Raw genomic sequence first — 21,828 nt, forward strand, 5'->3', positions numbered from 1 at the left:
CATCCGGTTTTTCCTAGGCGAACTGGTCGGGCAGGCCGTCGAGCAGCAGGGTCTTGCTCTCGGTGTAGCCGAGCAGCCCCTCGAGCCCGCCCTCGCGGCCAATGCCCGATTGCTTGAACCCGCCGAACGGAACGGTGAATTCCAGCTTCATGCCGTTCTGCCCCACCCCGCCCGTGCGCAGCCGCCGACCGACGCGATAGGCCGCGTTCGGATCATTGGTGAGCACCGCGCCGTTCAGACCATAGTGGCTTTCGTTCGCGAGCCGGATGGCATCCTCCTCGTCCTTCGCCGGGATCAGGCAGAGGACCGGGCCGAAGATTTCCTCCTGCGCGATGCGGCTCTGGTTATCGACATTGGCGAACAGGGTCGGCTCGACATAAAAGCCCTTGCCCATATGCGCCGGGCGCTGGCCGCCGGTCACGAGATCGGCCTGCGCCTTGCCCTCTTCGACATAGCCCAGCACGCGGTCGAGCTGGCGCTTCATCGCCAGCGGGCCGAGCTGCGTGGCGGGATCGCGCGGAGCACCAATCGTCACCCGCTCCATCACCGCCTTGATCGCCTCGGCCAGTTCGTCATGACGGTGCTGCGGGACGATGACCCGGCTGAGCATGGCGCAGACCTGCCCGCTCATCATGGTGATCGTATTGCCGAGAATTTCCGCCGCCTGCCCGGTCGGGAAATCGTCAAGCAGCAGCGCGGCGGACTTGCCGCCCAGTTCGAGCGTGTAGCGCCCGATCCGCTCGCCGCAGACGGTGGCGATGCGCTTGCCGACGCCGGTCGAGCCGGTGAAGGCCACCTTGTCGACGCGCGCATCGCAGATGAGGCTGTCCGAGGCCTCCCGGTCGCCGCACACGAGGTTGAGCACGCCCGGAGGCAGCCCTGCCTCTTCCGCAGCTTCGGCGATGATATAGGCCTCTATGGGCGTTTCGGGCGATGGCTTCATGATCACCGTGCAGCCCGCCGCCAGAGCGCAGCCGACCTTGCCGATCATGATCTGATAGGGCGCATTCCACGGCGCGATTGCCGCCACCACGCCCACCGGCTCGTGCGCGACGATGGCGGCCTTGGTCATCATTGCCGGACGCTGTTCGACAAAGGCGAACTCCCGCGCCATGCCCGCGATGTGCCGCAGCGTCATCGTCCCGCCACCGACCATGACCGGCGCGAACGAGGCGAGCCCGCCGACCTGCGACGTCCAGGCTTCGGCCAGTTCGCCGTGGCGCTGCTCAAGAATGTCGGCCATCGCCTCGATCAGCGCCACGCGCTCGGCCACCGGCATCTGCGGCCACGGGCCGTGGTCGAAGGCCTTGCGTGCGGCGGCAACGGCGCGGTCCATATCGGCGGCACTGGCCTCGGCAATCTCGCCCACGACCTCTTCGCTCGCCGGATCGACCAGCTTGAGCACCTTGTCCGATGTCGGTTCGACCCAGAGGTCGTCGATAAAGACGCGATCGGGATGTTTGAGAGCAATGTTCGCGGGCAGCACAGCAATTCCTTCCCGGCCTAACCTTGGCCATCAAGATTAATGACGTGACGTAATATAACGCATGGAGCAAAAGCGCGGATCATGGCTCGGCAGGCTTTCGCACCGTGGGAACCAGCAACACGCCCAGAGCACAAAGCGCCAGCGGCACGGTCGCCGCGAGCAGGAATTGCTGCACGTCGAACCCCCAGCCCAGCAATGCCGCGCCCACCAGCGGCCCGGCAACAGCGCCCACCCTCGCCACGGCCACCGCCAGACCGATCGCGGTGCTGAGCATCGCCGGAGGATAGAACGATGCCCCCACCGCCATCAGCGCCAGATGCGTGCCCGAAGAGCCAAGACCGACGACCACCATCGCCGCCGCCCAGACCCAGAATTGCGGCGCGACAAAGCCAATCGCCACCAGCGCGGCAATCGCGGCGGCATAGGCGGCAAGCAGCGTGGCCACGGTCTTCCCCCGGTCGAGGAAGAAGGCCAGCCCCAGCCCTCCGATCAGTCCGCCCGCCTGCGTGAATGCCGTGAGCCGCGCGGCATCGGCCAGCGTGAACCCGACATCGGGCAGGATCGCCGGCAACCAGCTGGAGAGCAGATAGAGCACCAGCGCATTGGTGGTGTAGAGCCCGATAAAGACCGCACTCGCCCGCCAGTAAGGGCGGGTCAGCGGCGCCAGCATCGGCGCGCGGGTGACGGGCGGCGCGTCCTGCGCATGCTGCGACGATGGCAGCCACAGCAGGGCTGCGAGAACCAGCAGCCCGGTCAGGATCGCGGGGCCGACGAACAGGCTATGCCAGCCCCACCGCTCCACCAGCACCGGAGCGATGAGCCCCGCCAGCAGCCCGCCGACGGGAACCGCGCAGGAAATCGCCGTCATGGCCCCGGCGCGAAAGTGGCGCGGCGCGATTTCCGCCGTCATCGCGGTCACATTCGGCAGGCAAATCCCCAGACCCAGACCCGTGGCAAACCGCCAGACGAACAAAGCGGTGATCGAACCCGACAAGGCCGTGCCCAGCGTGCTGACGGCGAGCAGGCCAAGCCCCGAGACGATCATCACCCGGCGGCCGTATTTGTCGCCATAAGGCGCGAGCAGGAAGGCCCCCGCCCCCAGCCCGATCAGCACCGCCGACAGCACGAAGCCGAGCCGCTCCGGGGCGACGCTCCACTCGGCAGCGACATGCGGCAGCGCCAGCGGCATGGCCGCAAGGTCGATCCCGTCGAGCAGCATGATCGCGGCGCAGATTGCCAAGGGGAGCAGCGGCGTGCGCGCTGTCACCGCCAGGCGTCCCACGGGGTGGGCATGTGATAGGGCACGGTGATGAAATTGGCCTCGATCTGCTCGATCATGCCGTGGCGGATCTTGAACAGTTCGAGCATGTAGAAGCTGTGCGGGCGGCGCAGCGGCGAGGTCACCTTGGTGCCGTCGGTCAGCGTGTAGTCGCCGATCCTGCCGCTGTGGTCGATGAAGGCCGTGGCCAGCACCAGACCCCGTTCCTCGTCGACCAGCGGATAGTGCCGCGCGCGCAGACGATCATCGTAAATGTAGTTGCCGAGCCTCAGCTGATCCTCGCACCCGAGATGGGCAACCGAAGTGAAGAACTCCGGGTTGTTGGTGGTCTGCAAGCCGTTTTCGATGCGGTTGCACTCGGGATGGATGCGGGTGAGGATCGTCCCGTCGTTACGCTCCAGCGTGCTGAAATAGCCATCGGCCAGAGCGATCATCCGTTCGCGCGAAACCCGCGCAGATGGCGGAACGATCTCCTCCATCACCGGCTTGCGCTCGAAGGCCTGCGGTTCGAACCGGATGCCCGAGTCGAGCTGCCGCACGACAATCGTCTCGACCTCGACGATCCGGCCCTTGCGATCCACTCCGAGGCGCAGCGAGCAAGCGGACAGGTCGTCCGTTTCGGTCACCGTGGTGAACAGGCCCACCTGCCCGGTCAGCGGATCGGCAAAGCGAAGATCGTAGGGGCCGAGATCGGTGATCGTGTTCCACAAGCCGTCGCCCAGCATCAGCGCGACGTTGTTCTCGCTGTTCCGCACAGTCTCGCCCCACGAAACCCGCGAGGGATCGCGCGCCTTGAGCGCGGCAAGATAGCTGTCGAGCACGGCATAGAGCGCGGTGCGGTCGAGGCCGGAGGGCAGGGCATTTGTCATCGGCTGGTTCACGAAGAGGGCCTCGCTGGCGATGGATCAGGTGAGCGCGAAATAACGTATCAGGTTGCCGTCCCCCTGCCGCTCGCCGATGCCGACGATCACGTGCCGGGTCAGCCACTCGTGCGGTCCGGAGGGGCATTCGAAGGTCGGGAAGGCGCGCAGGTAATAGTCGGCATAGTCCACCGGCGGGCCATCGGCCGTCACCCACTGGCGGATGCGTGCCATCACGCCCGGCTTGCGCCCCCACAGATAGCCGCGGTTGCGCATGAGGATCGCTGTGCCGTCATCCGCCTCAAGGGCATAGACCGAATCGAACGAAATCACGCCATCGGGCCGGAACAGGGCATAGTCGCCGCCGCTGTTGGGCACCGCCCTGCCCTTGAGCATCGGCCCCTCGATCGTACCGTCATCGATATAGACCGCCCCGCGCGCACCGCCGCTGGGCAAGGCGCCGAAGTCCTGAATCCGCTCGAACCGGAGGCGGATCGCAAAGACCGGTTCGAGGTGGGGCCGGTCACGCAGCGACGTGCTGGCAAAGGGGCCGGAGAAACCGTCATCCATGGCGAAACCTCGCAGTCAGAGCGAACGGGCAGATGCGGCGCGCGGTCACATCCACGGCTTCGTCTTGCGGGTATCGTCCCAGTGTTCGACGATCAGCCCGTCTTCGAGGCGGAACATGTCGAACGCCTGCCCGACATAGGTCTCCTCGGGGTTTTCCGGATCGCGCTGCGGCTGGTCCCAGATCACGATCACCCGGTCGTCCTGCGCCATCGTGTAGAGCACGGTCTTGTAGCCGGGGACGGGAAAGCCCTCGGGCGGGTCCTTCACGATGTCGGCCAGCCGCAACAGCGCGTCGCGGCCCGAGGGCATGTTCACATTGTGCTGGATGTAGTCGGGATGGACATAGCGCAGCGCCGCCTCCCTATCGCCATTGCGAATGACGCCTTCCCACATCGCCAGAACGATTGCGACATTGCGTTCCTGCTCGGTCTGGCTGGTCTTACCTGGCTGTTGCATCGGTTCCTCCCTTTCCGAGGCCGACGAAACAGTAGCCGACAGGCCGATTGCACCAATTGCAACGGCTAACGGCACCCGTAACAGGGTCATTATGGCCTCTCCTTGAAACAGCAATTCTGCTTATTTTTGCCAGTGTATGTACCATATGATACTTATGCGCAAGAGCCGCCGCGCCTGAAAGCAGGCCCTCCGCCTCCCCACGCAATTGACTTTCGTCGCCGCAACCATCAGTCGCCCGAAGCTTGGAGGCACCCATTGTCCGAGAAATTTTCCGCGACCTGCGAACCCGGCACCGAAGCGTTCGACTACTTTTCGGACCAGGTCCGGCTGCTGATCGGCGTGCTGAAATTCGGCACCCTGCTGGACCGTCCGATGCTGGAGGGCGTGGCCACGCCCGAGCGCATCGGCCTCAACGAACTGCGCATCCTGCTGAGCATCGCCGGCGAGCAATGCGCGACGGGCGCCCATCTGGCGCGGCTGCTCAGTATCCCCCGTATGAACGTCAGCCGCGCGCTGAGGATACTCGACGATCTGGGCTGGCTGGTGGAGGTGCCCGACACCAGCAACCGGCGGCGCAGACCCTATTCGCTCAGCGACAAGGGCAAGCAGGCGCTGCTGAGCATGGCACCTGAGTTCGAGTCGATCGCAGCACAGGTGTTTGCCGACCTGACCGTGGCCGAGCGGATCGTGTTGCAGTCGGTGCTCGACAAGATGAGCAAACGCGCGGTCGAATGGCCCTGGCACAGCCCCTGACGCGCATTCCAGCGGCCCATCGCGAGGTCGCAGCTTGACAGTCCCGATGAGCGGCTATTATACCATTTGTTACATATAACAAAATGGAGAGGCTGCTGCGATGGGCAATGTTACGACCCGTAACATCGCTGGTGAATGCTGGTGAGCAGGATTACCGACGGTGATGCTTACGACCTGATCGTGGTGGGCGGCGGCTCTGCCGGTTGCGCCATGGCCGCGCGGCTGTCGGAGCGTGAGGACTTGTCGGTCCTGCTGCTTGAGGCAGGCCGGTCGGACAAGCATCCGTTCACGCGGGTGCCCGCCGCCAACGTCAACGCCGTGCTCAATCCCGAGTTCGACTGGTGTTTCCCGGTCGAGCCCGATGCCTCCATCGGCGGACGCGCCGACACATGGCCCGCAGCCAAGGTGCTGGGCGGCGGCAGTGCGATCAACGGGATGATGTTCATCCGCGGCCACCGGCACGATTACGACAGCTGGCACGATCTGGGCGCGACCGGATGGAACTACCAATCCGTGCTGCCCTATTTCCGCCGGATGGAAACGAACGAGCGCGGTGCCGACGCCTATCGCGGCGGCGAGGGTCCGCTCAGCGTATCGGAAGGCCGTGCCCGCTACCCGCTCACCGATGCGTGGATCGAGGCGGCGGTACAGGCCGGTGTCCCCCGCAGTCCCGACCTCAACGGCGGGCTCGCCGAGGGAGTCGACTTCGTGCAGGTCTCGCAGCGCAAGGGCATGCGCCATTCGACGGCAGTCGCCTATATCTGGCCCAATCTGAACCGCGCCTCGCTCACGCTTCAGCTGCACAGCCGGGTCAACCGGATCATCGTCGAAAACCGCCGTGCAACCGGCGTCGAAATCACCGGCGAGGATGGCACGATCCGGCGGATCAGCGCCCGGCGCGGCGTCGTGGTCTGCGCTGGCACGATGAACAGCCCACGTCTGCTGATGCTGTCGGGCATTGGTGAGGCCGCGCAACTGAAGGCAAGCGGTATCGAGGTCGTCCATGACCTGCCCGGCGTGGGGCAGAACCTGCAGGATCATCCGGGCACCCACCTGGTCAACGAAGCCGAAGGCCGCACGCTGAATGCCGAGGTTCAGGGCCTGCGCGGTCTCGGCCATCTGGCGAGCTTCCTCACCGCGCGCAAAGGCGCTCTGACCACCAGCATCGGCCACGCCCAGGCCTTCGTCCGCACGAACGGCGCGATGGCGGTGCCCAATATCCAGCTGATCTTTGCCCCGCTCGCCTTCGACTATGGCGAGGACGGCAAGATCAGGCTGCGCAAGAGCCCCAGCGTCAGCACCGCCGTTGCCCTGATGCGGCCGCGCAGCCGTGGGCGCATTACTCTGGCCGGGCCGGACCCCGCGCTGCCCCCGCTGATCCGCCACGAATTGCTGGGCGATCCGCAGGACGTCGACGAGATGGTCGACGGCATCGAGTTCGCGCGCCGGATCATGGAGCAACCCGCCATTGCCGGGGCGATCACAGGCGAAGTGCGCCCCGCCCTCGCGCCAGAGCACCAGACCGCCGATCGCACCGCCATGCGCGACTATGTGCGCGGAGCCGTCTCCAGCTTCTACCACCAGATCGGCACCTGCAAGATGGGCAGCGACGCCATGGCGGTGGTCGACCCGGAGCTGAAGGTGCGGGGCCTTGAGGGCCTGTGGGTGGCCGATGCCTCGGTCATGCCGGCCATGCCTTCTGGCAACACCAACGCGACGGCGATCATGATCGGCGAGAAAGGCAGCGACCACGTGCTGCGCGCCATCGGCAACCGGCCCTCAGCCAGCCTCAACCAAGAGCAGGGACACCCATGAGCACAGCGAAGACATATCCCGATTCCTTCGACTTTCAGGGCTTCAACGAGCCGATCGGCATCGAATGGTCGGTGGCCAACCTGCCGGTCGAAGGCACGATCCCCGACGAGATCAAGGGCAGCTTCTTCCGCGCCGTGCCCGACCCGGCGCACCCGCCCTTCGTGAAGGAAGACACCATGCTGTCGGGCGATGGCATGATCGGGCGCTTCCGCATCGACGGCAACCAAGTCGACTTCGCGCTGCGCTATGTCGAAACCGACCGCTATCTGGCCGAGAAGACCGCCCGGCGCGCGCTGTTCGGGGCCTATCGCAATCCCTACACCGACGATCCTTCGGTCAAGGGCGTGGACCGCACGGTCGCCAACACCACGCCGGTGTGGCACGCGGGCCGCCTGCTGATGACGAAGGAAGACGGCCTCCCCTACGAAATCGACCCCGAAACGCTCGAGACCATCGGCCGCTACGATTTCGGCGGCAAGCTGCGCTCCGAAACGATGACCGCGCATGTCCGGATCGATCCCGGGACGCAGGAGATGTTCCTGTTCGGCTACGAAGCCGACGGGCTGGCGTCGCGCGCGGTGTCCTACAGCGTCGCTGACAAGGACGGCAATCTGCTGTTCGAGAAGTGGTTCGACGCGCCCTACTGCTCGATGCTCCACGACTTCGCCGTCACCGAGCGCTTTGCGGTGTTTCCGATCTTCCCCACCACGGCAGACCGCGAACGGATCGAACAGGGCGGCGCACACTGGATTCACGAGCCCGAGGGGCAGACGTGGATCGGCATCATGCCGCGCTATGGCGACCCGGCAGACCTGCGCTGGTTCAAGGGGCCGGTTGGTGCCTCGGGCTTCCATATCATGAACGCCTTTGAAGAGGGCGACCTCATCCATCTCGATCTCAACGTGATGGACACCAATGTCTTCCCGTTCATCCGCGCTGCCTCCGGGATCGACGCCGACATGTCGCAAATGCGCGCATCGCTGGTGCGCTGGACCTTCGACATGGCAGCGGATGACGACGGCTATTCCGAACGCGTGATCGGCCCGCCCGGCGATATGCCGCGCACGGCGGCGAAGGATCAGTGCCGCCCCTATCAGGTCGGCTACTATGCCACGCTCGACCCCTCGCTTGGGCCGCCGAACATCCATGGCGTGGTCGGCGCGGGCTTCAATGCCCTTATCAGGGTCGAGGTGGGCAATGGCGGGCTGGAGGCGCTCCAGCTTTCCCCCACCCAGTCGATCAGCGAGCCGATCCATATCCCCGCGCAAGACCCCGACCACGAAGGCTGGCTGGCAGCGGTGATCGACGATCACGCGGACATGTCTTCGCGCCTGTGTTTTCTCGAAGCCGAGCATCCGGCCAGGGGGCCGATTGCCAGCGTGTTGCTGCCGCTCCGGCTCAGGCCGCAGATCCACGGCTGGTGGGTGCCGGAAGACGAGCTGGAAGCTGCCGCGAAGGCACGCGCACATCGGACTGAGGCCAGCTGAAAGCCATTTTCAGGGAGAGAACAATGACAATAGTAATTACCGGAGCATCAGGAAATTACGGGCGGGCCGCCGCCGAGCGCCTGATCGAACGCGTCGGCGCGGACCAGCTGATCCTGATGACGCGCAACCCCGCCAAGCTCGCCGACCTCGCGGCGCGCGGATGCACGGTGCGGCAGGGCGATTTCGACGACCCCGCCTCGCTGCGAAAGGCCTTTGCCGGGGGCGAGAAGCTGCTGCTGATCAGCACCGCGCGCGTGGGCAAGCGCCTGCCGCAGCACCGCAATGCCATCGATGCGGCGGTCGAGGCTGGAATCAAGCATGTGGTCTACACCTCCTTCATCGGGGTGGCCGACGACAATCCCGCGCTGGTCATTCGCGATCACGGCGGCACCGAAGAGATGCTGCGCACATCCGGCCTCGCCTGGACTGCCCTGCGCGACAGCCAGTATTCCGATGCCATGGTCGAAGCCGCCGGGCCGAACGCCCTGCGCGCCGGGCACTGGCAGGCCGCAACCGCCGGGGGCAAGATCGCCTTCATCACCCGCAGCGACTGCGTCGATTGCGCGGTCGAAGTGCTGGCCACGCCGGGGCACGAGAACCGCGTTTACGACATCACCGGGCCCGAGCTGCTCGGTTTCGAGGATGTCGCCCGGATCATCGGCAGGGTCGCGGGCAAACCGATCGCGTTCACATCGGTCTCGCCCGACGAAATGTACGCGATGTTCGACGCCATTGGAGTGCCGAGGGAATCGCAGGATGACAACGTCGCCGCCGGCTTCCCCTGGTGCAGCGAGGATATGGTGACGTTCGAAATGGCGATTGCCTCGGGGCATTTTGGTGTGTTGTCGGACGATGCCGCCAAATTGCTGGGCCGCACGCCCGAGAGTTTCGAACACTTCGTCGAACGGCGCGGCGACGAACTGCGCGCCTTCGTAAACACCCTGCCCAAGGAAAGCGCATGAGCACCCGGATATCGACCGAAGACCGCCACGCCATCGAGGACCTGTTCGCCCGCTACAGCTGGGCGCTCGACACCGGCGATCCCGAGGCTCTGGCTGCAACCTTCGCGCCTGACGGCAAGTGCATCGAGCAGGTGTTCGAGGAGCCGGACATCTGGGAAGGCCGCGAGGGAGTGGCGGCGATGGGCCGTCACTACATGTCCTCACCGAACTTCCCCGGCCGCCAGCACCACCTGACCATGCCGCTTTACGAGATGGTGGGGCCGGACCTGTGCAAGGCGAAGTCCTTCGTCTTCGTCACCGAAACGCACGGCGAGCCGCCGATGGTCCTGCGCTTTTCGGGCCACTACGAGGACGAGATCGTCAGGCGCGACGGCGAATGGCTTTTCCTCAATCGCCTCATCCGCATGTGGGATGGCGAGGTGCTGCAGAACTTCCCCGGCAAGGGCGGCGTAGCCACCCGCAAGCGCCCCGACGATCTGATCGTGAAGCGCGACTAGAAGCGGCCACGCGTGGCGGGAGGAACTCAGTCCTCCTCCTGCCACAGTCGCTGCAGCAGCTTTCTGAGAAGGCGGCGCTCTTCCGGGTCGAGCTTGGAATTGACGTATTCGAGGTGGCGATCATGCGCCGCCTCCAGCTCCACCATCAGCTTCTTGCCCTTCTTGCTGAGGCGAAAAGCCTGGGCCCGGCTTTTGGTCGGGCCATCGCCGCGCTCGATCAGGCCGCGCGCTTCCAGTTCGCGCAGCAGGACCACCATGTTCGAACGCGGCACCGCCAGATATTCGCTCAGCTGGGCACCGGACGAGCCCGGATGTTCGTGGATCAGCCACATCACCGAGAACAGCGTGACCCGGAAATCGTAGGGTTCGAACTCGCGGTTGAGGTTCTTCAGGACAGCATTGGACGCCCTGCGCAGATGGCGTCCGAGCCAGTCGTTCATGCCCTCGTTGGGACTGGACACATCTTTCATGGACCCTGTCATTGTATTGGTTTCTGACATCCGGAGTTTAGGCGATGAACCGCGCGGGGGAACATCATGACGAGCGTTCCTCCGGCAAAAGGTTATGCGCAACGATGCCGGAGTTGTCTAACAAGCGAGCGCTCATTCGCAGAGTTTTCCGGCTTTTTTGCGCCGAGCCGACCTGTTTGGCCAGGCGTTGCTCATGGCGGTTGCTCGCCAGCGCGCCCCGCAGCGGCGGGGCCAGGATCGAAGCAGGCCAATGCGTGAGCTTCCAGAGATCATATCGCAAGGCGACCGTCACGCCGATGTCATCGCCGTTGTGCGGCCAAGGAAGGCGCCCAGCACCACCGCTATGAGCCAGCACAGCGCCAGGATCGCGCCAAAGATCGCCCATCCACTGTGGGCGGCGAGCGAGAGCCAGATTGGCGGGCTGATCAGCGTAGCCAGCGCACCCGCCTGATTGACCAGCGCGGCACCGGCAGACAGGCGCGCCTCGCCCGCGATCCGCGGCAGGGCCGCCAGCAAGGCCGCGATGGCGGCACCGCTGCTCGCAAACCAGCAGGCAAGAACAACATAGGTCTGCCCCCGCGAGAGCCCTGGCACGAAGGCGAACGTCCCTGCAATTACCCCCGCGCAAGCCGCAAGGGCGAACACCCGTTGCACAGGGATCCCTCGGGTGAAGACGCCCCCGGCGAGGGCAGAACCCGCCAGCATTGCGAGCGTGGTCGCCGCCACGATCCCCGATGCCTCGGCCATCGAATAGCCGCCCACCCGGGCGAGGTAGGCAGGCATGGCGAAGGTGATCCCGATGCCCAGCCCGATCACGATCAGGTAACTCAGCGCATAGGCTAGCAGATCGGCCTGCACAACAGCCTTGCCCAACACCGCGACCCGTTGGGCGAGACCCGCGCCGACAGGTCCCTGCCCCCCTGCTTGCGGCAACCGCAATCCGACCAGCAAGGCCATGGCCATCATCGCGCCGTGCACCGCAAAGATCATCCGCCAGTTCTCGGTTTCGGAAAACCATCCTCCCATCGCCATACCCAGCGCCGTCCCGACCGGCATATAGCTTGACCACACCGTCATTGCGGTCGTCCGGCGCGCTCCGTCCATCATCCGCATCATCAACGCCGGAGCCGCCGTGTAGACGTGGACAACGGCGACGCCCTCCAGCAGCCGTGCCGCCCAGAACAGCGCGACATCGTCGGCAAGGTAAAACACGGCGTTTGTCAGCACTCCGGTGCCGGCGGCCGCGATCAGGACTGTCCGCGATCCGAAGCGTTCGACGACCAGCGCGCTCGTCAACGCCAGCACCACCGCCGGAAACGCAAAGATCGAGACGAACAGCCCGAAGGTCCCCGCCCCGAAGGCAAAGGCGCCTGCAAAGTCGCCGGCAAGCGGCACGATCTTCGAGACCGACGAGGTACCGCAGACCCCGAACAGGTAGATGCCGAGCATCAGCCGCCAACTGTTGCGGGTCATAGCCAAGAACGAAGTCCGGTTATGCAGAGGTTTGCGAGCTGGTCAGCCTGCAATCTCGCCACAGAACAACCGCTACGGAGGCTGGATGGGTCACCGGCTCAGGCCCCGCTCACTTCCGGATCGAGAATTGCAAAGCCACCGACCGCCCGCGCTCAAGCATGGCCAGCACGCTGCCGTCCGCACCCGGTACGCCCAGACGATAGGACGCGGTCGCCTTATCGGTCAGGTTGCGGCCGATCAGCGCCAGCTCCCAGCCCCCTTCATGCGAGCTGAGTCCGAGGCGAAGGTCGATCTTGGCATAGCCCTCCTGTTGCAGCAGGGGATCGCCCGTCGCGGTCATGAAGTAGGACGAGCTGAACGCCACCACCGGGTTGGCGGTGAAGTCGAGGTCGCTGCTGACCGGGAGCATCAGCTCGGCCCCGACCGCCCCGCTCCACTCAGGGGCATAGCTGCGCGGCGAGCCGGACAGGTCCTGCACACAGGTTTGCCCCCGCGGCGTATTCGCGATCTCCAGCTTCGTGCATTCGGCATTGGGATAGTTGCGATAGACCGAGTCCAGATAGGCGACGTCGGCATTCAGCCGCAGCCAGTCCGAAGCCCGCAGGCCAAGCCCAAGCTCGACGCCCTGCGAGCGCGCCTCGGCCACGTTGCTGACGCTGGCCGCAGCGTTGGAATCGAAGACGGTCTCCTGCAGACCCTGATAGTCCATGCGGAAGGCCGCCAGACTGTATGTCACCACGTTGCCCGCCAGCGATCCCTTGATGCCCGCCTCATAGGCATCGACCGTTTCCGGGCCGAACACGTCAGCCGCGCTGTTGGCGCTGAAGCCGCCCGCCTTGAAGCCGCGCGAATACTTGGCGTAGACCATCGCATCCGGCGAGACATCGTATTGCAGGCTGACAGAGGGCATGAACGCATCGTCGGTGATCTCGCTCACCGGGAAGTCGCCCAGCGCGCAGCCGATGATGGCGCAGAAGGCGACGCTGCCCGTGATCGGCGCGCCGATGGTGCCCGAAAAGGCCGTGCCATTGTCGAAGGGCACATAGGATGCCGGATCGCCGTTGAGCGACGTTCCCGCCGTGAGGTCGCGCGTGCCATCCTTCGACACCCGCGAATAGCGCGCGCCGAGGTTGATCCGCAGGTTGTCGGTCGGGCGGATGGTTACAGCGGCAAAGGCCGAGAAGGTGTCCTCGCTCTGGGTCGAGGTATAACCGCTCGCCAACGGGGTGGATGGCGTGATGTTGGGGAAATCGACCGCCAGCGCGTTCTCGATCACGGCCCCGAACGGCAGGAAGTAGAAATTGGAAAGCCCGCCGAATTGCAGCCTGGCGTGCTGGTAATATCCGCCAAACAGATATTCGAAGGTGCCGCCGGTTTCCGATTCATACCGCAGCTCCTGACTGAAGAAGCGGTAGCGCTCGTTCTGCGAGATCGGGAAGCCGACATTGCCGCCCACGGCCGTGGGATAGAAGGCCGGGACCAGACTGAGCTCGGAATCCACCTTCATCCAGTTATAGGCGGTGATCGAGCGGACCGTGCCCGCGCCTGTATCGAGGCTGTTGGTCAGGGCCGCTTCGTGGAAGTCGAAGTCCTGAAAACTGGGCACGCCCTCGCTGACGAAATCGAGTTCGCTGCCGAAGGTCTTGTCGTTCGCGGCAAGGATCTGGCCGCAGACCGCCGACATCGGGAAACCCGGCGGCGGCGGACAGTTCAGGAGCTGAAAGGCCGCATTGTCGTCGGTCCGGCTCTGGGCGATGTCGAAGCGGAAGTCGGTGCGCCAGTTCGCGCTCGGCTCCCACCTGAGCGACACGCGGCCCTGCAAGCTGTCATCGTGCGGAGCATCCCCGCCGTTGGCCAGCTCCACCCAGCCATTGGTACCCGAGGCGCGGCCCGCGATACGGCCACTGAGCGTCTCGCCCAGCGGAACGCTGACCCCGGCTTCGAAGCTGTACTCGCCATCGGTGGCGTAGAGCCCGCTGGCGTTCCAGTCGAAGGTGCCATCCGGCTTGCGGGTGGTGATGGAGAGCGCGCCCGCGCTGGCATTGGCGCCGAAGAAGGTTCCCTGCGGCCCCTTGAGGACTTCCAGCCGCTCGATATCGAACAGCGCCGCCACCGATGCGCGCGAGCGGCTGCGGTAAACACCGTCGGAGAAGGTGGCCACGGCCTGCTCGAAACCGGGGTTCTCGCCCGATCCGACGCCGCGGATATTGATCGAATTGACCTGCGTGCCCTGCGTAATCTTCACGTTACCGAGGCGCTGCGAAACATCCTGCAACGAGCGGATACCCTGCTCGGCCAGCGTTTCGCCGGAGACGACCGAGACGGCCACCGGCACATCCTGCAACCGCTGCTCGCGCCCCTGCGCGGTAACGATGATCTCATCGGTCGAGGCGCGCGCGCCCTCGCCGCCTTCGCCTGCTGCTTGCTGAGCCCAGCCAGCCGTCGCCCAGCCGCCGGAAATGGCAACGGCGAGCGCAAGACTGGACAGACCTCTCATCGAGATTTTCATGGCACATCTCCCACAGTTACACGTCATTATGTTATGTCACGTTACATAGAGAGATTGGGCAACCTCGCAAGCGGAAATCGATGATGCTCGCTCATCGCTTGGGCTCAGGCCCGGCTGTCGGTGGCCCATCGTGGGCACGGCATTATCGTGGGCGCAGCATTGGCGCGGGCGATCGGGGCGGCATGCCCTCGGCAAAGGCCATCAGCACGATCCGCCAGGCACCCGGCGCGATTGCAAAGCACAGCCCTTCGCGCTCCCCGAACCCGAGAGCACAACGCGCAGGCGCGAACGCTGCAACTATGGCAAGCCGCCGGGCTGGAGCCAGTGCAGCCCGGCGCCAGCCCTCAGTCGATTCCCATGATCCGCCTGTTGAGATCGCGGTCAGCCCCGCCGGCGGCGAAATCATCGAAGGCAGTTTCGGTCACGCGGATGATGTGATCGGCGATAAACGGCGCGCCTTCGGCGGCGCCCTGCTCGGGATGCTTCAACGCGCATTCCCATTCGAGCACGGCCCAGCCGGCGAAATCGTACTGCGCCATCTTCGAGAAGATAGCCGAGAAATCGACCTGTCCATCGCCCAGCGAACGGAAACGGCCCGCGCGATCCACCCAGCCCTGGTATCCGCCATAAACGCCCTGCCTGCCGGTCGGATTGAACTCGGCGTCCTTCACGTGGAAGCACTTGATGCGCTCGTGATAGATGTCGATGAAGTCGAGATAGTCGAGGCACTGCAGCACGAAGTGGCTCGGATCGTACAGAATATTGGCGCGCGGGTGGTTGCCCACGCGTTCGAGGAACATCTCGTAGGTCACACCGTCGTGCAGGTCTTCGCCGGGGTGGATCTCATAGGCGATGTCCACCCCGCACTCGTCGAAGTGATCGAGGATCGGCCTCCACCGACGCGCCAGTTCGTCGAAGGCATCTTCGACGAGGCCGGCGGGCCGCTGCGGCCAGGGGTAGATATAGGGCCATGCGAGCGCGCCCGAGAAGCTGGCATGGGCATTGAGGCCCAGGTGCTGGCTGGCCGTACCCGCCTTCTTCACCTGATCGACCGCCCATTCCTGCCGTGCCCTGGGGTTGCCGCGCACGTGCTCGGCGGCAAAGCCGTCGAACTGGGCGTCATAGGCGGGGTGGACGGCGACAAGCTGGCCTTGCAGGTGTGTCGACAGCTCGGTGATCGTGAGGCCATGCGATGCGGCCACGCCCGCCACCTCGTCGCAATAGTCCTTGCTGCTGGCGGCCTTGTCGAGATCGAACAGCCGCGCGTCCCAGCTGGGGATCTGGATGCCTTTGTAACCGAGCGAACCAACCCACTGGCAGATCGCATCGAGCGAATTGAACGGCGCCTTGTCACCCGCGAACTGGGCGAGGAAGATGGCTGGTCCCTTGATGGTCTTCATAATTTCTCTCCGAACTGCTTTCCGCCTTCCGCTCATTCCGAGCTTGTCGCGGGATAGTTCTTTCAGCTGACACCTGTGCGCAAGGCACGAAAACAAATGTGGCCCCTGGACAAGCTCCGGGCCAACGGATCACACGGCATCGAGGCTAGAGCGTCAGATCGACCCAGCCCGCCTCGGTCGCGCTGGCGCGCACCGCGGTATCGATGAAGGCCATGCCGCGCAGGCCCTCTTCCACGCCTTGCAGACATTCGGCCTGCTCACCCCGCAACAGTGCAGCAAAGTCGCGGTAAATATTTGCAAAGGCTTCAAGATATCCTTCAGGATGGCCGCCCGGCGTGCGGGTGCGGGCTCTGGCAAGGCCACCGAGCGAAGCGTCACCCGCGCGCACCAGTTCGGTGCGCCCGTCGGCGTGGTGGATAGTGAGCCTATTGGGCTCTTCCTGCTTCCAGCTCATGCCGCCGTTCTCGCCATAGACACGGATGCGGTGGCCGTTAAGTTCGCCGACCTCGATCTGGCTCGCCAGCAGCACGCCGCGCGCGCCATTGGCAAAGCGCATCAGCACCGTGCAGTCGTCATCGAGTTGGCGCCCCGGAACCACCGCGGCAAGATCGGCCAGCAGCCGTGTCACCTTCTGGCCGGTGACGAATTCGGCAAGGTTGAAAGCATGCACGCCGATGTCGCCGATGCAGCCACCTGCGCCCGCCCGCTCGGGATCGACGCGCCATTCGGCCTGCTTGCCCTCGGCCGGCTGCGACAGCCATCCTTGCGGATATTCCACCACCACCTTGCGCAAGGTTCCCAGTGCACCGGCAGCAATGCGCTCGCGCATCTCACGCACCAGCGGATAGCCGGTATAGGTGAAGGTGAGCCCATAGGGCAGCCCCGCCTCCCGCACCACGCCCGCCAGTTCGCGCGCCTCGTCCAGCGTGGCGGTCATCGGCTTGTCGCTCATGGCGGGAAAACCGGCAGCCAGCGCGGCCTTTACCGAAGGCAGATGGTTGTGATTGGGAGTGACGACCGTGACGAAATCGATCCCGTCCTCGCGCGCCTTTTCCGCCGCCAGCATGGTGGCGAGGTCGCCGTAAGCCCGTTCGGGATCGATCAGATACTGGTCTGCCGCGGCGCGCGACCGGCCCGCATCCGAGGAGAACACGCCCGCCACCAGTTCGATCTCGCGATCAAGTTCCGCTGCGATCCGGTGCACGGGACCAATAAAGGCACCCGGCCCGCCGCCGATCATGCCCATTCTGAGGCGTCGCATACTATCTCCCGACGTTCATTTTGTTAGAGTAATCCTAGTTTGCTGCCGAAGCCCGCGTCAAGGTTCATAGCCCGGACTTTGGGAACGGAGCACGATGTTTCACGGTATAGGTTGCAGCGTGCCTCGGCCGATGAGGCCGTGTCGGCCTTCCCGGCCATCTTCGCCACCATCGCGCGGCAAGAGAGGCGCCGCCCGCCGCCCGTCGCCCGCCGCCCGCACCATGAGCCGCGCGGGCGGACGGATTGGCGGCGGCGAGCAGGCCTGAACCGCGCTGTTACAACACGCCCTCGGACAGCATCGAGGCCGCCGTATCCGCCGCCCGTGCCGACAGGGCCATGTAGGTCAGCGAGGGGTTCTGACACCCGCTCGAAGCCATCGCCGCGCCGTCGGTGATGAACAGATTGGGCACCTCGTGCGTCTGGTTCCACTTGTTGAGCACCGACTTGCCCGGATCCTTGCCCATGCAGGCGGTGCCCATCTCGTGAATGCCGAGCCCCGGAGGCGAGCCACCGCTTATCGAGGCCGTGACGGTGCCGCCCGCCGCCTCTGCCATGGCCCGGCCATCCGCCTGCACTGTCTCGGTCATCTTGCGCTCGTTCTCGCCGAAGGCGCAGGAGATGTTGACCAGCGGGATCCCCCATTGATCGGTTTCGCTCTTGTCGAGCGTCACGCGGTTCTCGGGATTGGGCAACACCTCGCCGAACCCGGCCAGAAACAGCGTCCACGGCCCCAGTTCCCGAGCCCGTGCCTTCAGCTCTTCGCCGATCCCCGCCTGAGCGAGCGCAGCGCTCGCTCCGCCCTTGCGCGAGAAGCCGCCCTGAAAGCCGTAGCCACGCAGGAACGGCTCATCGTTGCCATTGAGATTGCGATAGCGCGGGATGTAGAAGCCGGTCGGTCTGCGCCCGAAATAATATGTGTCGGGCAGATTGTCGAAGGTCGCCACCGTCAGCATTTGATAGAGATGATCCATCAGGTTGCGGCCCACCATATCGCTGCCGTTGGCGAGGCCACGCGGCATCGCCTCGCTGGCCGAATTAAGCAGGATCTGCGCGGTGCCGATCGTCGAGGCGCAGCAGAAGATCACCTTCGCCTTGTAGGTCGAGCCCGCCTTCGTCTTGGCGTCCACCACCTGCACCCCGGTCGCCTTGCCGCTGGCGGGATCGTAGACAATCGAATGCACGATGGCATCGGTGATGACGGTCAGGTTGCCCGTCCGCTCGGCGGCAGGCAGCGAGGAATTGAGGCTGGAATGGTAAGCGCCGAACATGCAGCCACGCTCGCACAGCGATCGCACCTTGCACGGCGCGCGGCCCAGTTCCTGATGGTGCGGACGCGCCTCGCTCAGATTCGCGGCGCGCCCCGGAATGACCTTGCGGCCGGGGAACCGGCTTTCCACCGCCGCCTTGAAGGCAAGTTCGCCATCGTTCAGTGCGAATGGGGGCAAAAAGTCGCCATCGGGCAACTGCGGCAGTCCCTCGCGCGAGCCTGAGACGCCGATGAAATTCTCGACATGGCTGTACCACGGGGCGATGTCATCGTAGCGGATCGGCCAGTCCGACCCGATCCCGTCGCGCGCATTGGCCTCGAAGTCCATTTGCGACAGGCGGTAGGTCTGGCGTCCCCACATGATCGACCGGCCACCCAGATGATAGCCGCGGATCCAGCTGAAGGGCTTGCCCTCGGGTGTCTTGTAGGGGTGCTCGCTGTCTTTCACGAACAGATGCTTGGTCGCGCTGGACAGCGCATAGCACTGGCCTTGCACGGGGTAGTCCGCCGCCAGTTCGTCCTCGGGGACATTGCCGCCATTGGGCAGGTCCCATGGCTGCATCCAGTCGGTCTGGTCTTCCTTCTTACCGCGTTCGATATTCCTGCCGCGCTCGAGCACGAGCACCTTCAGCCCGCGCTCGGTCAGTTCCTTGGCGGCCATACCACCGCTCATTCCCGAGCCGATGACGATTGCGTCGAAATCCATGGCAAACGATCCTTATTGACTCAGAAACTGCCGGCCCCGCCTTCGGGGCGGGTCTCGGGAGTGACGGGAATGGACGGATCCCACCGTCCGGGCATGTGGGTGTAGGCGAGTTCGTGCGTCAGCGCCGGCTCCGATACGTAGAACAGGAGGACGATGATCTGCTTGAACCTCTGATAATCCGCATCTTTCGCGGACGGCGGGCTGAACAGTTCCTCCTCGCCTTGCGGGGCCGGTGCCAGGGCGGCGGCGTCATAGTCAGCCAGCAGCCGCGACTGTTCGCCCGCCGGCAGCGCAGCAAAGCCGCCGCCCAGCGCGCCCAGAGCCGCCAGCACGCCCGCCATCTGCGCGCGCGTTTCCTCGCTCGCCCAGTTCGCCATCAGCCCCTCGAACGCAGCGGGCACACCGGCATCGAGCGCGCCCACGCTGTCACCCTTCGGCACGATCCGGTCGGCCAGCGCGGTGATCAGCGCCATGTCCTCGGCGCTGTAGCGAAAGGGGCTGTCTTCGTCCGCAAGACCGATTGCGTCGCAAGCGCTGAGTGCAGCGCCGGCACCGGCCAGCAACAATAGGCGACGCAGCAGCGTGCTGCCGGTTCATCCCGTCCCAATCAGGCATCAACATTCATCTCCCGATTTTCCCAAAATCTAAACAAGGCTATGGCTTTCAGCAAATCAATCGATCCGGTATGCCCGGCTCGGACGAAGAAATTGTTCGGCCGTTCAAATAGCCGACACAAGGAGAGGAAATCATGACCAGTTTCGATCGGCGTACCTTGCTGCGCACCACCGGCGCTGCCGGACTTGTTGTCCTGCTGGCGGGATGCGGCGGCGGGGAGCAGGCTCCGGCCCCGACCAGATTCTTCGAGCGGATCGGCAAGCCGATCGGGCTGCAACTCTATGCGCTGGGCGACGAGGTCGGTGCCGATCTGGGGGCCACGCTCGCCGCCGTGAAGGCGATGGGCTACGGCGAGATCGAACTGCCCGGCCTTTACGGCCAGACCCCGGCGGACATTCGCAAGCTGGCCGACGCCGCCGGTCTGCCGATTGCCAGCCTGCACGTGCCGGCGGCAGCCTTTGTGCCGGGCAACGACCTCACCTTCGAGGCTGCCCCCGACACCATTGCCGAAGCCGCCCAGACGCTCGGCGTCAAGCAACTGGTGATCCCCTTTCCGATCCTGCCCGATGGCTTTGCCATGGGAGAAGGCGAGGCCTTTCCGGCAGCCATATCGCGCGCCTTTTCGGGCACGGATCTGGCCTTCTGGCAACGCACGGCTGCGCGCTTCAACGAAATCGGCGCGCAGATGCAGGAACGCGGCATCCCGGTGGCCTACCACAACCACAATATCGAATTTGCCCCGCTGGGGGATACCACGCCGTGGGCCGTGCTGATGGCCGAAACCGACCCGGCGCTGCTCAAGGTCGAGCTTGACCTCGGGTGGGTGGCGCAGGCCGGGCTCGACCCCGCCACCATGCTGACCGAACTCGGCCCTCGCGTCACTTCGCTGCACGTCAAGGATGTCGCCAAGGGCGGGGCGCAGAGCTTCTATTTCGGCGCCACTCCGACCGAGGTCGGCTCGGGCCGGATCGACTGGGCCAGTGTGCTGCCGATTGCCGCCGATATCGGCGTGGCGCACTACTTCGTCGAACAGGAACCGCCGTTCACCATCCCGCGCCCCGAAGCGATGGAGAAGTCGGCGCAATTCCTGCTGGGACTGGAAGCCTAGCATGCGGTGAGGCAGTGGCGGATATAGGCATATCCGCCCTCCACAACGTCGACCGGATCAGCAAAGAACGGCCGCCACACACGCGTGGCGGCGGCCAGTTCAGGCACCGCCTGGCCGAAGGCTTCGATGGTCAGCCAACCATCGTAGCCGCGTGTGGCGAGCAAGGCGATGGCCTCGGCGATGCGCGCCTGTCCGGTGCCCGGCGTGCCGCGATCGTTTTCCGAGATATGGACATGGGCGAGCGCGCCTGCCGCCAGCATCGCATCGAGCGCGGCAATGGGGTCGCGCTCCTCGATATGCGCGTGGAAGCTGTCGTAGAGGATGCCCACGGCCGGGTCGCCAACCCGCGCAATCATCTCGCGCGCCTGAGCGCCGGTATTGAGAACATGGGCCTCGAACCGGTTCAGCGGCTCCACCGCTAGGACGATCCCGCGCTCCGCGGCATAAGGCGCAAGGTCGCCAAGGAACTCTGCGCAGCGTTCACGCTCGGCCTCGCTCGGGCCCGTGCCGGTGAAATGACCCAGCGGCTGAAACAGCGGGCCAACCACCAGCCCGGCGCCCAGTTCCGCCGCGCAATCCAGCACTGCGCGCGCATAGTCGAGCGCCGCCGCCCGCTCGCTCGCCGCGGGGGAAACCGGGTTCTGGCCCGGATCTGTGAAAGCGGTCGAAGCCGTGCGGGCCAGCCCCAGCCCGTCGAGCATGGCGCCCAGCCGCCGATAGTGAGCGGGGTCGCCCGTATCGAACAGCGGCACCTCGACCCCGTCAAACCCCGTGGCGGCGATATGCTCCAGCACCGGAAGAAGCTCCGGCGTGACGTGGCCGGTCCACAGCAGCAGGTTGATCCCGATCCGCAAG

The 21,828-nt window shown here is 65.2% G+C and carries 20 protein-coding genes; 6 read left to right on the forward strand and 14 right to left on the reverse strand.

All coding sequences use genetic code 11. The features are described 5' to 3' along the window. Positions 1 to 13: 13 nt before the first annotated feature. The 5 genes from D2V17_RS19615 to D2V17_RS19635 form a co-directional block, all read right to left on the reverse strand. Entirely contained in the window at positions 14 to 1,486 is a 1,473-nt protein-coding gene (locus D2V17_RS19615) for an aldehyde dehydrogenase (protein ID WP_119594831.1), read from the reverse strand. A gap of 79 nt (positions 1,487 to 1,565) precedes the next feature. Continuing rightward, positions 1,566 to 2,753, reverse strand: coding sequence for an MFS transporter (locus D2V17_RS19620; protein WP_147367484.1), 1,188 nt, complete (start codon positions 2,751 to 2,753; stop codon positions 1,566 to 1,568). Further along, complete coding sequence (locus tag D2V17_RS19625; RefSeq protein WP_119594833.1) at positions 2,750 to 3,634, reverse strand: DUF8021 domain-containing protein; 885 nt, start codon at positions 3,632 to 3,634, stop codon at positions 2,750 to 2,752. Before D2V17_RS19625 ends, D2V17_RS19620 begins: the two co-directional genes overlap by 4 nt. 36 nt (positions 3,635 to 3,670) lie before the next feature. Beyond that, positions 3,671 to 4,195: a DUF3237 domain-containing protein gene (locus D2V17_RS19630; RefSeq protein WP_119594834.1), complete on the reverse strand. Its 525-nt coding sequence runs from the start codon at positions 4,193 to 4,195 to the stop codon at positions 3,671 to 3,673. Between the two features lie 45 nt (positions 4,196 to 4,240). Then, positions 4,241 to 4,651 carry a nuclear transport factor 2 family protein gene (locus D2V17_RS19635; protein ID WP_191229315.1) on the reverse strand — a complete coding sequence of 137 codons (411 nt, stop codon included), beginning with the start codon at positions 4,649 to 4,651 and terminating at the stop codon, positions 4,241 to 4,243. Between the two features lie 255 nt (positions 4,652 to 4,906). Here D2V17_RS19635 and D2V17_RS19640 point away from each other — a divergent pair, with 255 nt between their 5' ends. From D2V17_RS19640 to D2V17_RS19660, 5 genes are all read left to right on the forward strand, one after another. Next, positions 4,907 to 5,404, forward strand: coding sequence for a MarR family winged helix-turn-helix transcriptional regulator (locus tag D2V17_RS19640; protein ID WP_119594836.1), 498 nt, complete (start codon positions 4,907 to 4,909; stop codon positions 5,402 to 5,404). A 141-nt stretch (positions 5,405 to 5,545) separates the two neighbouring features. Further along, a complete protein-coding gene (locus D2V17_RS19645; protein WP_245978832.1) occupies positions 5,546 to 7,219 on the forward strand; it encodes a GMC family oxidoreductase in 1,674 nt (557 codons plus the stop codon). Continuing rightward, the gene (gene nov2 / locus D2V17_RS19650) at positions 7,216 to 8,706 is read left to right on the forward strand and encodes a lignostilbene-alpha,beta-dioxygenase NOV2 (RefSeq protein ID WP_119594838.1); all 1,491 of its coding nucleotides are present in this window, start codon (positions 7,216 to 7,218) and stop codon (positions 8,704 to 8,706) included. Before D2V17_RS19645 ends, nov2 begins: the two co-directional genes overlap by 4 nt. 23 nt (positions 8,707 to 8,729) lie before the next feature. Beyond that, entirely contained in the window at positions 8,730 to 9,668 is a 939-nt protein-coding gene (locus D2V17_RS19655) for an SDR family oxidoreductase (protein ID WP_119594839.1), read from the forward strand. Then, complete coding sequence (locus D2V17_RS19660) at positions 9,665 to 10,165, forward strand: nuclear transport factor 2 family protein (RefSeq protein ID WP_119594840.1); 501 nt, start codon at positions 9,665 to 9,667, stop codon at positions 10,163 to 10,165. Before D2V17_RS19655 ends, D2V17_RS19660 begins: the two co-directional genes overlap by 4 nt. A 26-nt stretch (positions 10,166 to 10,191) precedes the next feature. Here the strand turns inward: D2V17_RS19660 and D2V17_RS19665 are convergent, their stop codons facing one another. The 8 genes from D2V17_RS19665 to D2V17_RS19695 form a co-directional block, all read right to left on the reverse strand. Next, positions 10,192 to 10,635: a MarR family winged helix-turn-helix transcriptional regulator gene (locus D2V17_RS19665; RefSeq protein ID WP_191229316.1), complete on the reverse strand. Its 444-nt coding sequence runs from the start codon at positions 10,633 to 10,635 to the stop codon at positions 10,192 to 10,194. Between the two features lie 64 nt (positions 10,636 to 10,699). Beyond that, complete coding sequence (locus D2V17_RS21065) at positions 10,700 to 10,927, reverse strand: hypothetical protein (RefSeq protein ID WP_147367486.1); 228 nt, start codon at positions 10,925 to 10,927, stop codon at positions 10,700 to 10,702. Further along, positions 10,924 to 12,108, reverse strand: coding sequence for an MFS transporter (locus D2V17_RS19670; RefSeq protein ID WP_119594842.1), 1,185 nt, complete (start codon positions 12,106 to 12,108; stop codon positions 10,924 to 10,926). Before D2V17_RS19670 ends, D2V17_RS21065 begins: the two co-directional genes overlap by 4 nt. A gap of 109 nt (positions 12,109 to 12,217) precedes the next feature. After that, complete coding sequence (locus D2V17_RS19675) at positions 12,218 to 14,617, reverse strand: TonB-dependent receptor (RefSeq protein ID WP_191229318.1); 2,400 nt, start codon at positions 14,615 to 14,617, stop codon at positions 12,218 to 12,220. 344 nt (positions 14,618 to 14,961) lie between these two features. After that, positions 14,962 to 16,017: a sugar phosphate isomerase/epimerase family protein gene (locus D2V17_RS19680; RefSeq protein ID WP_119594844.1), complete on the reverse strand. Its 1,056-nt coding sequence runs from the start codon at positions 16,015 to 16,017 to the stop codon at positions 14,962 to 14,964. A gap of 145 nt (positions 16,018 to 16,162) precedes the next feature. Further along, entirely contained in the window at positions 16,163 to 17,278 is a 1,116-nt protein-coding gene (locus tag D2V17_RS19685) for a Gfo/Idh/MocA family protein (protein WP_119594845.1), read from the reverse strand. A 274-nt stretch (positions 17,279 to 17,552) separates the two neighbouring features. After that, positions 17,553 to 19,250: a GMC oxidoreductase gene (locus tag D2V17_RS19690; RefSeq protein WP_119594846.1), complete on the reverse strand. Its 1,698-nt coding sequence runs from the start codon at positions 19,248 to 19,250 to the stop codon at positions 17,553 to 17,555. Positions 19,251 to 19,270: 20 nt separating this feature from the next. Continuing rightward, positions 19,271 to 19,813 (reverse strand): gluconate 2-dehydrogenase subunit 3 family protein, encoded by a 543-nt coding sequence (locus D2V17_RS19695; protein WP_119594847.1) that lies wholly within the window; start codon positions 19,811 to 19,813, stop codon positions 19,271 to 19,273. Positions 19,814 to 19,998: 185 nt separating this feature from the next. Here D2V17_RS19695 and D2V17_RS19700 point away from each other — a divergent pair, with 185 nt between their 5' ends. After that, a complete protein-coding gene (locus D2V17_RS19700; protein WP_119594848.1) occupies positions 19,999 to 20,973 on the forward strand; it encodes a sugar phosphate isomerase/epimerase family protein in 975 nt (324 codons plus the stop codon). Here D2V17_RS19700 and D2V17_RS19705 read toward each other — a convergent pair. Then, on the reverse strand, positions 20,970 to 21,827 hold the full coding sequence (locus D2V17_RS19705; RefSeq protein WP_119594849.1) for a sugar phosphate isomerase/epimerase family protein: 858 nt from the start codon (positions 21,825 to 21,827) through the stop codon (positions 20,970 to 20,972). The two genes, D2V17_RS19700 and D2V17_RS19705, sit on opposite strands and share 4 nt — an antisense overlap. Between the last annotated feature and the right edge of the window lies 1 nt (position 21,828).

Source organism: Aurantiacibacter xanthus (genome assembly GCF_003584015.1).
Lineage (GTDB): Bacteria > Pseudomonadota > Alphaproteobacteria > Sphingomonadales > Sphingomonadaceae > Alteraurantiacibacter > Alteraurantiacibacter xanthus.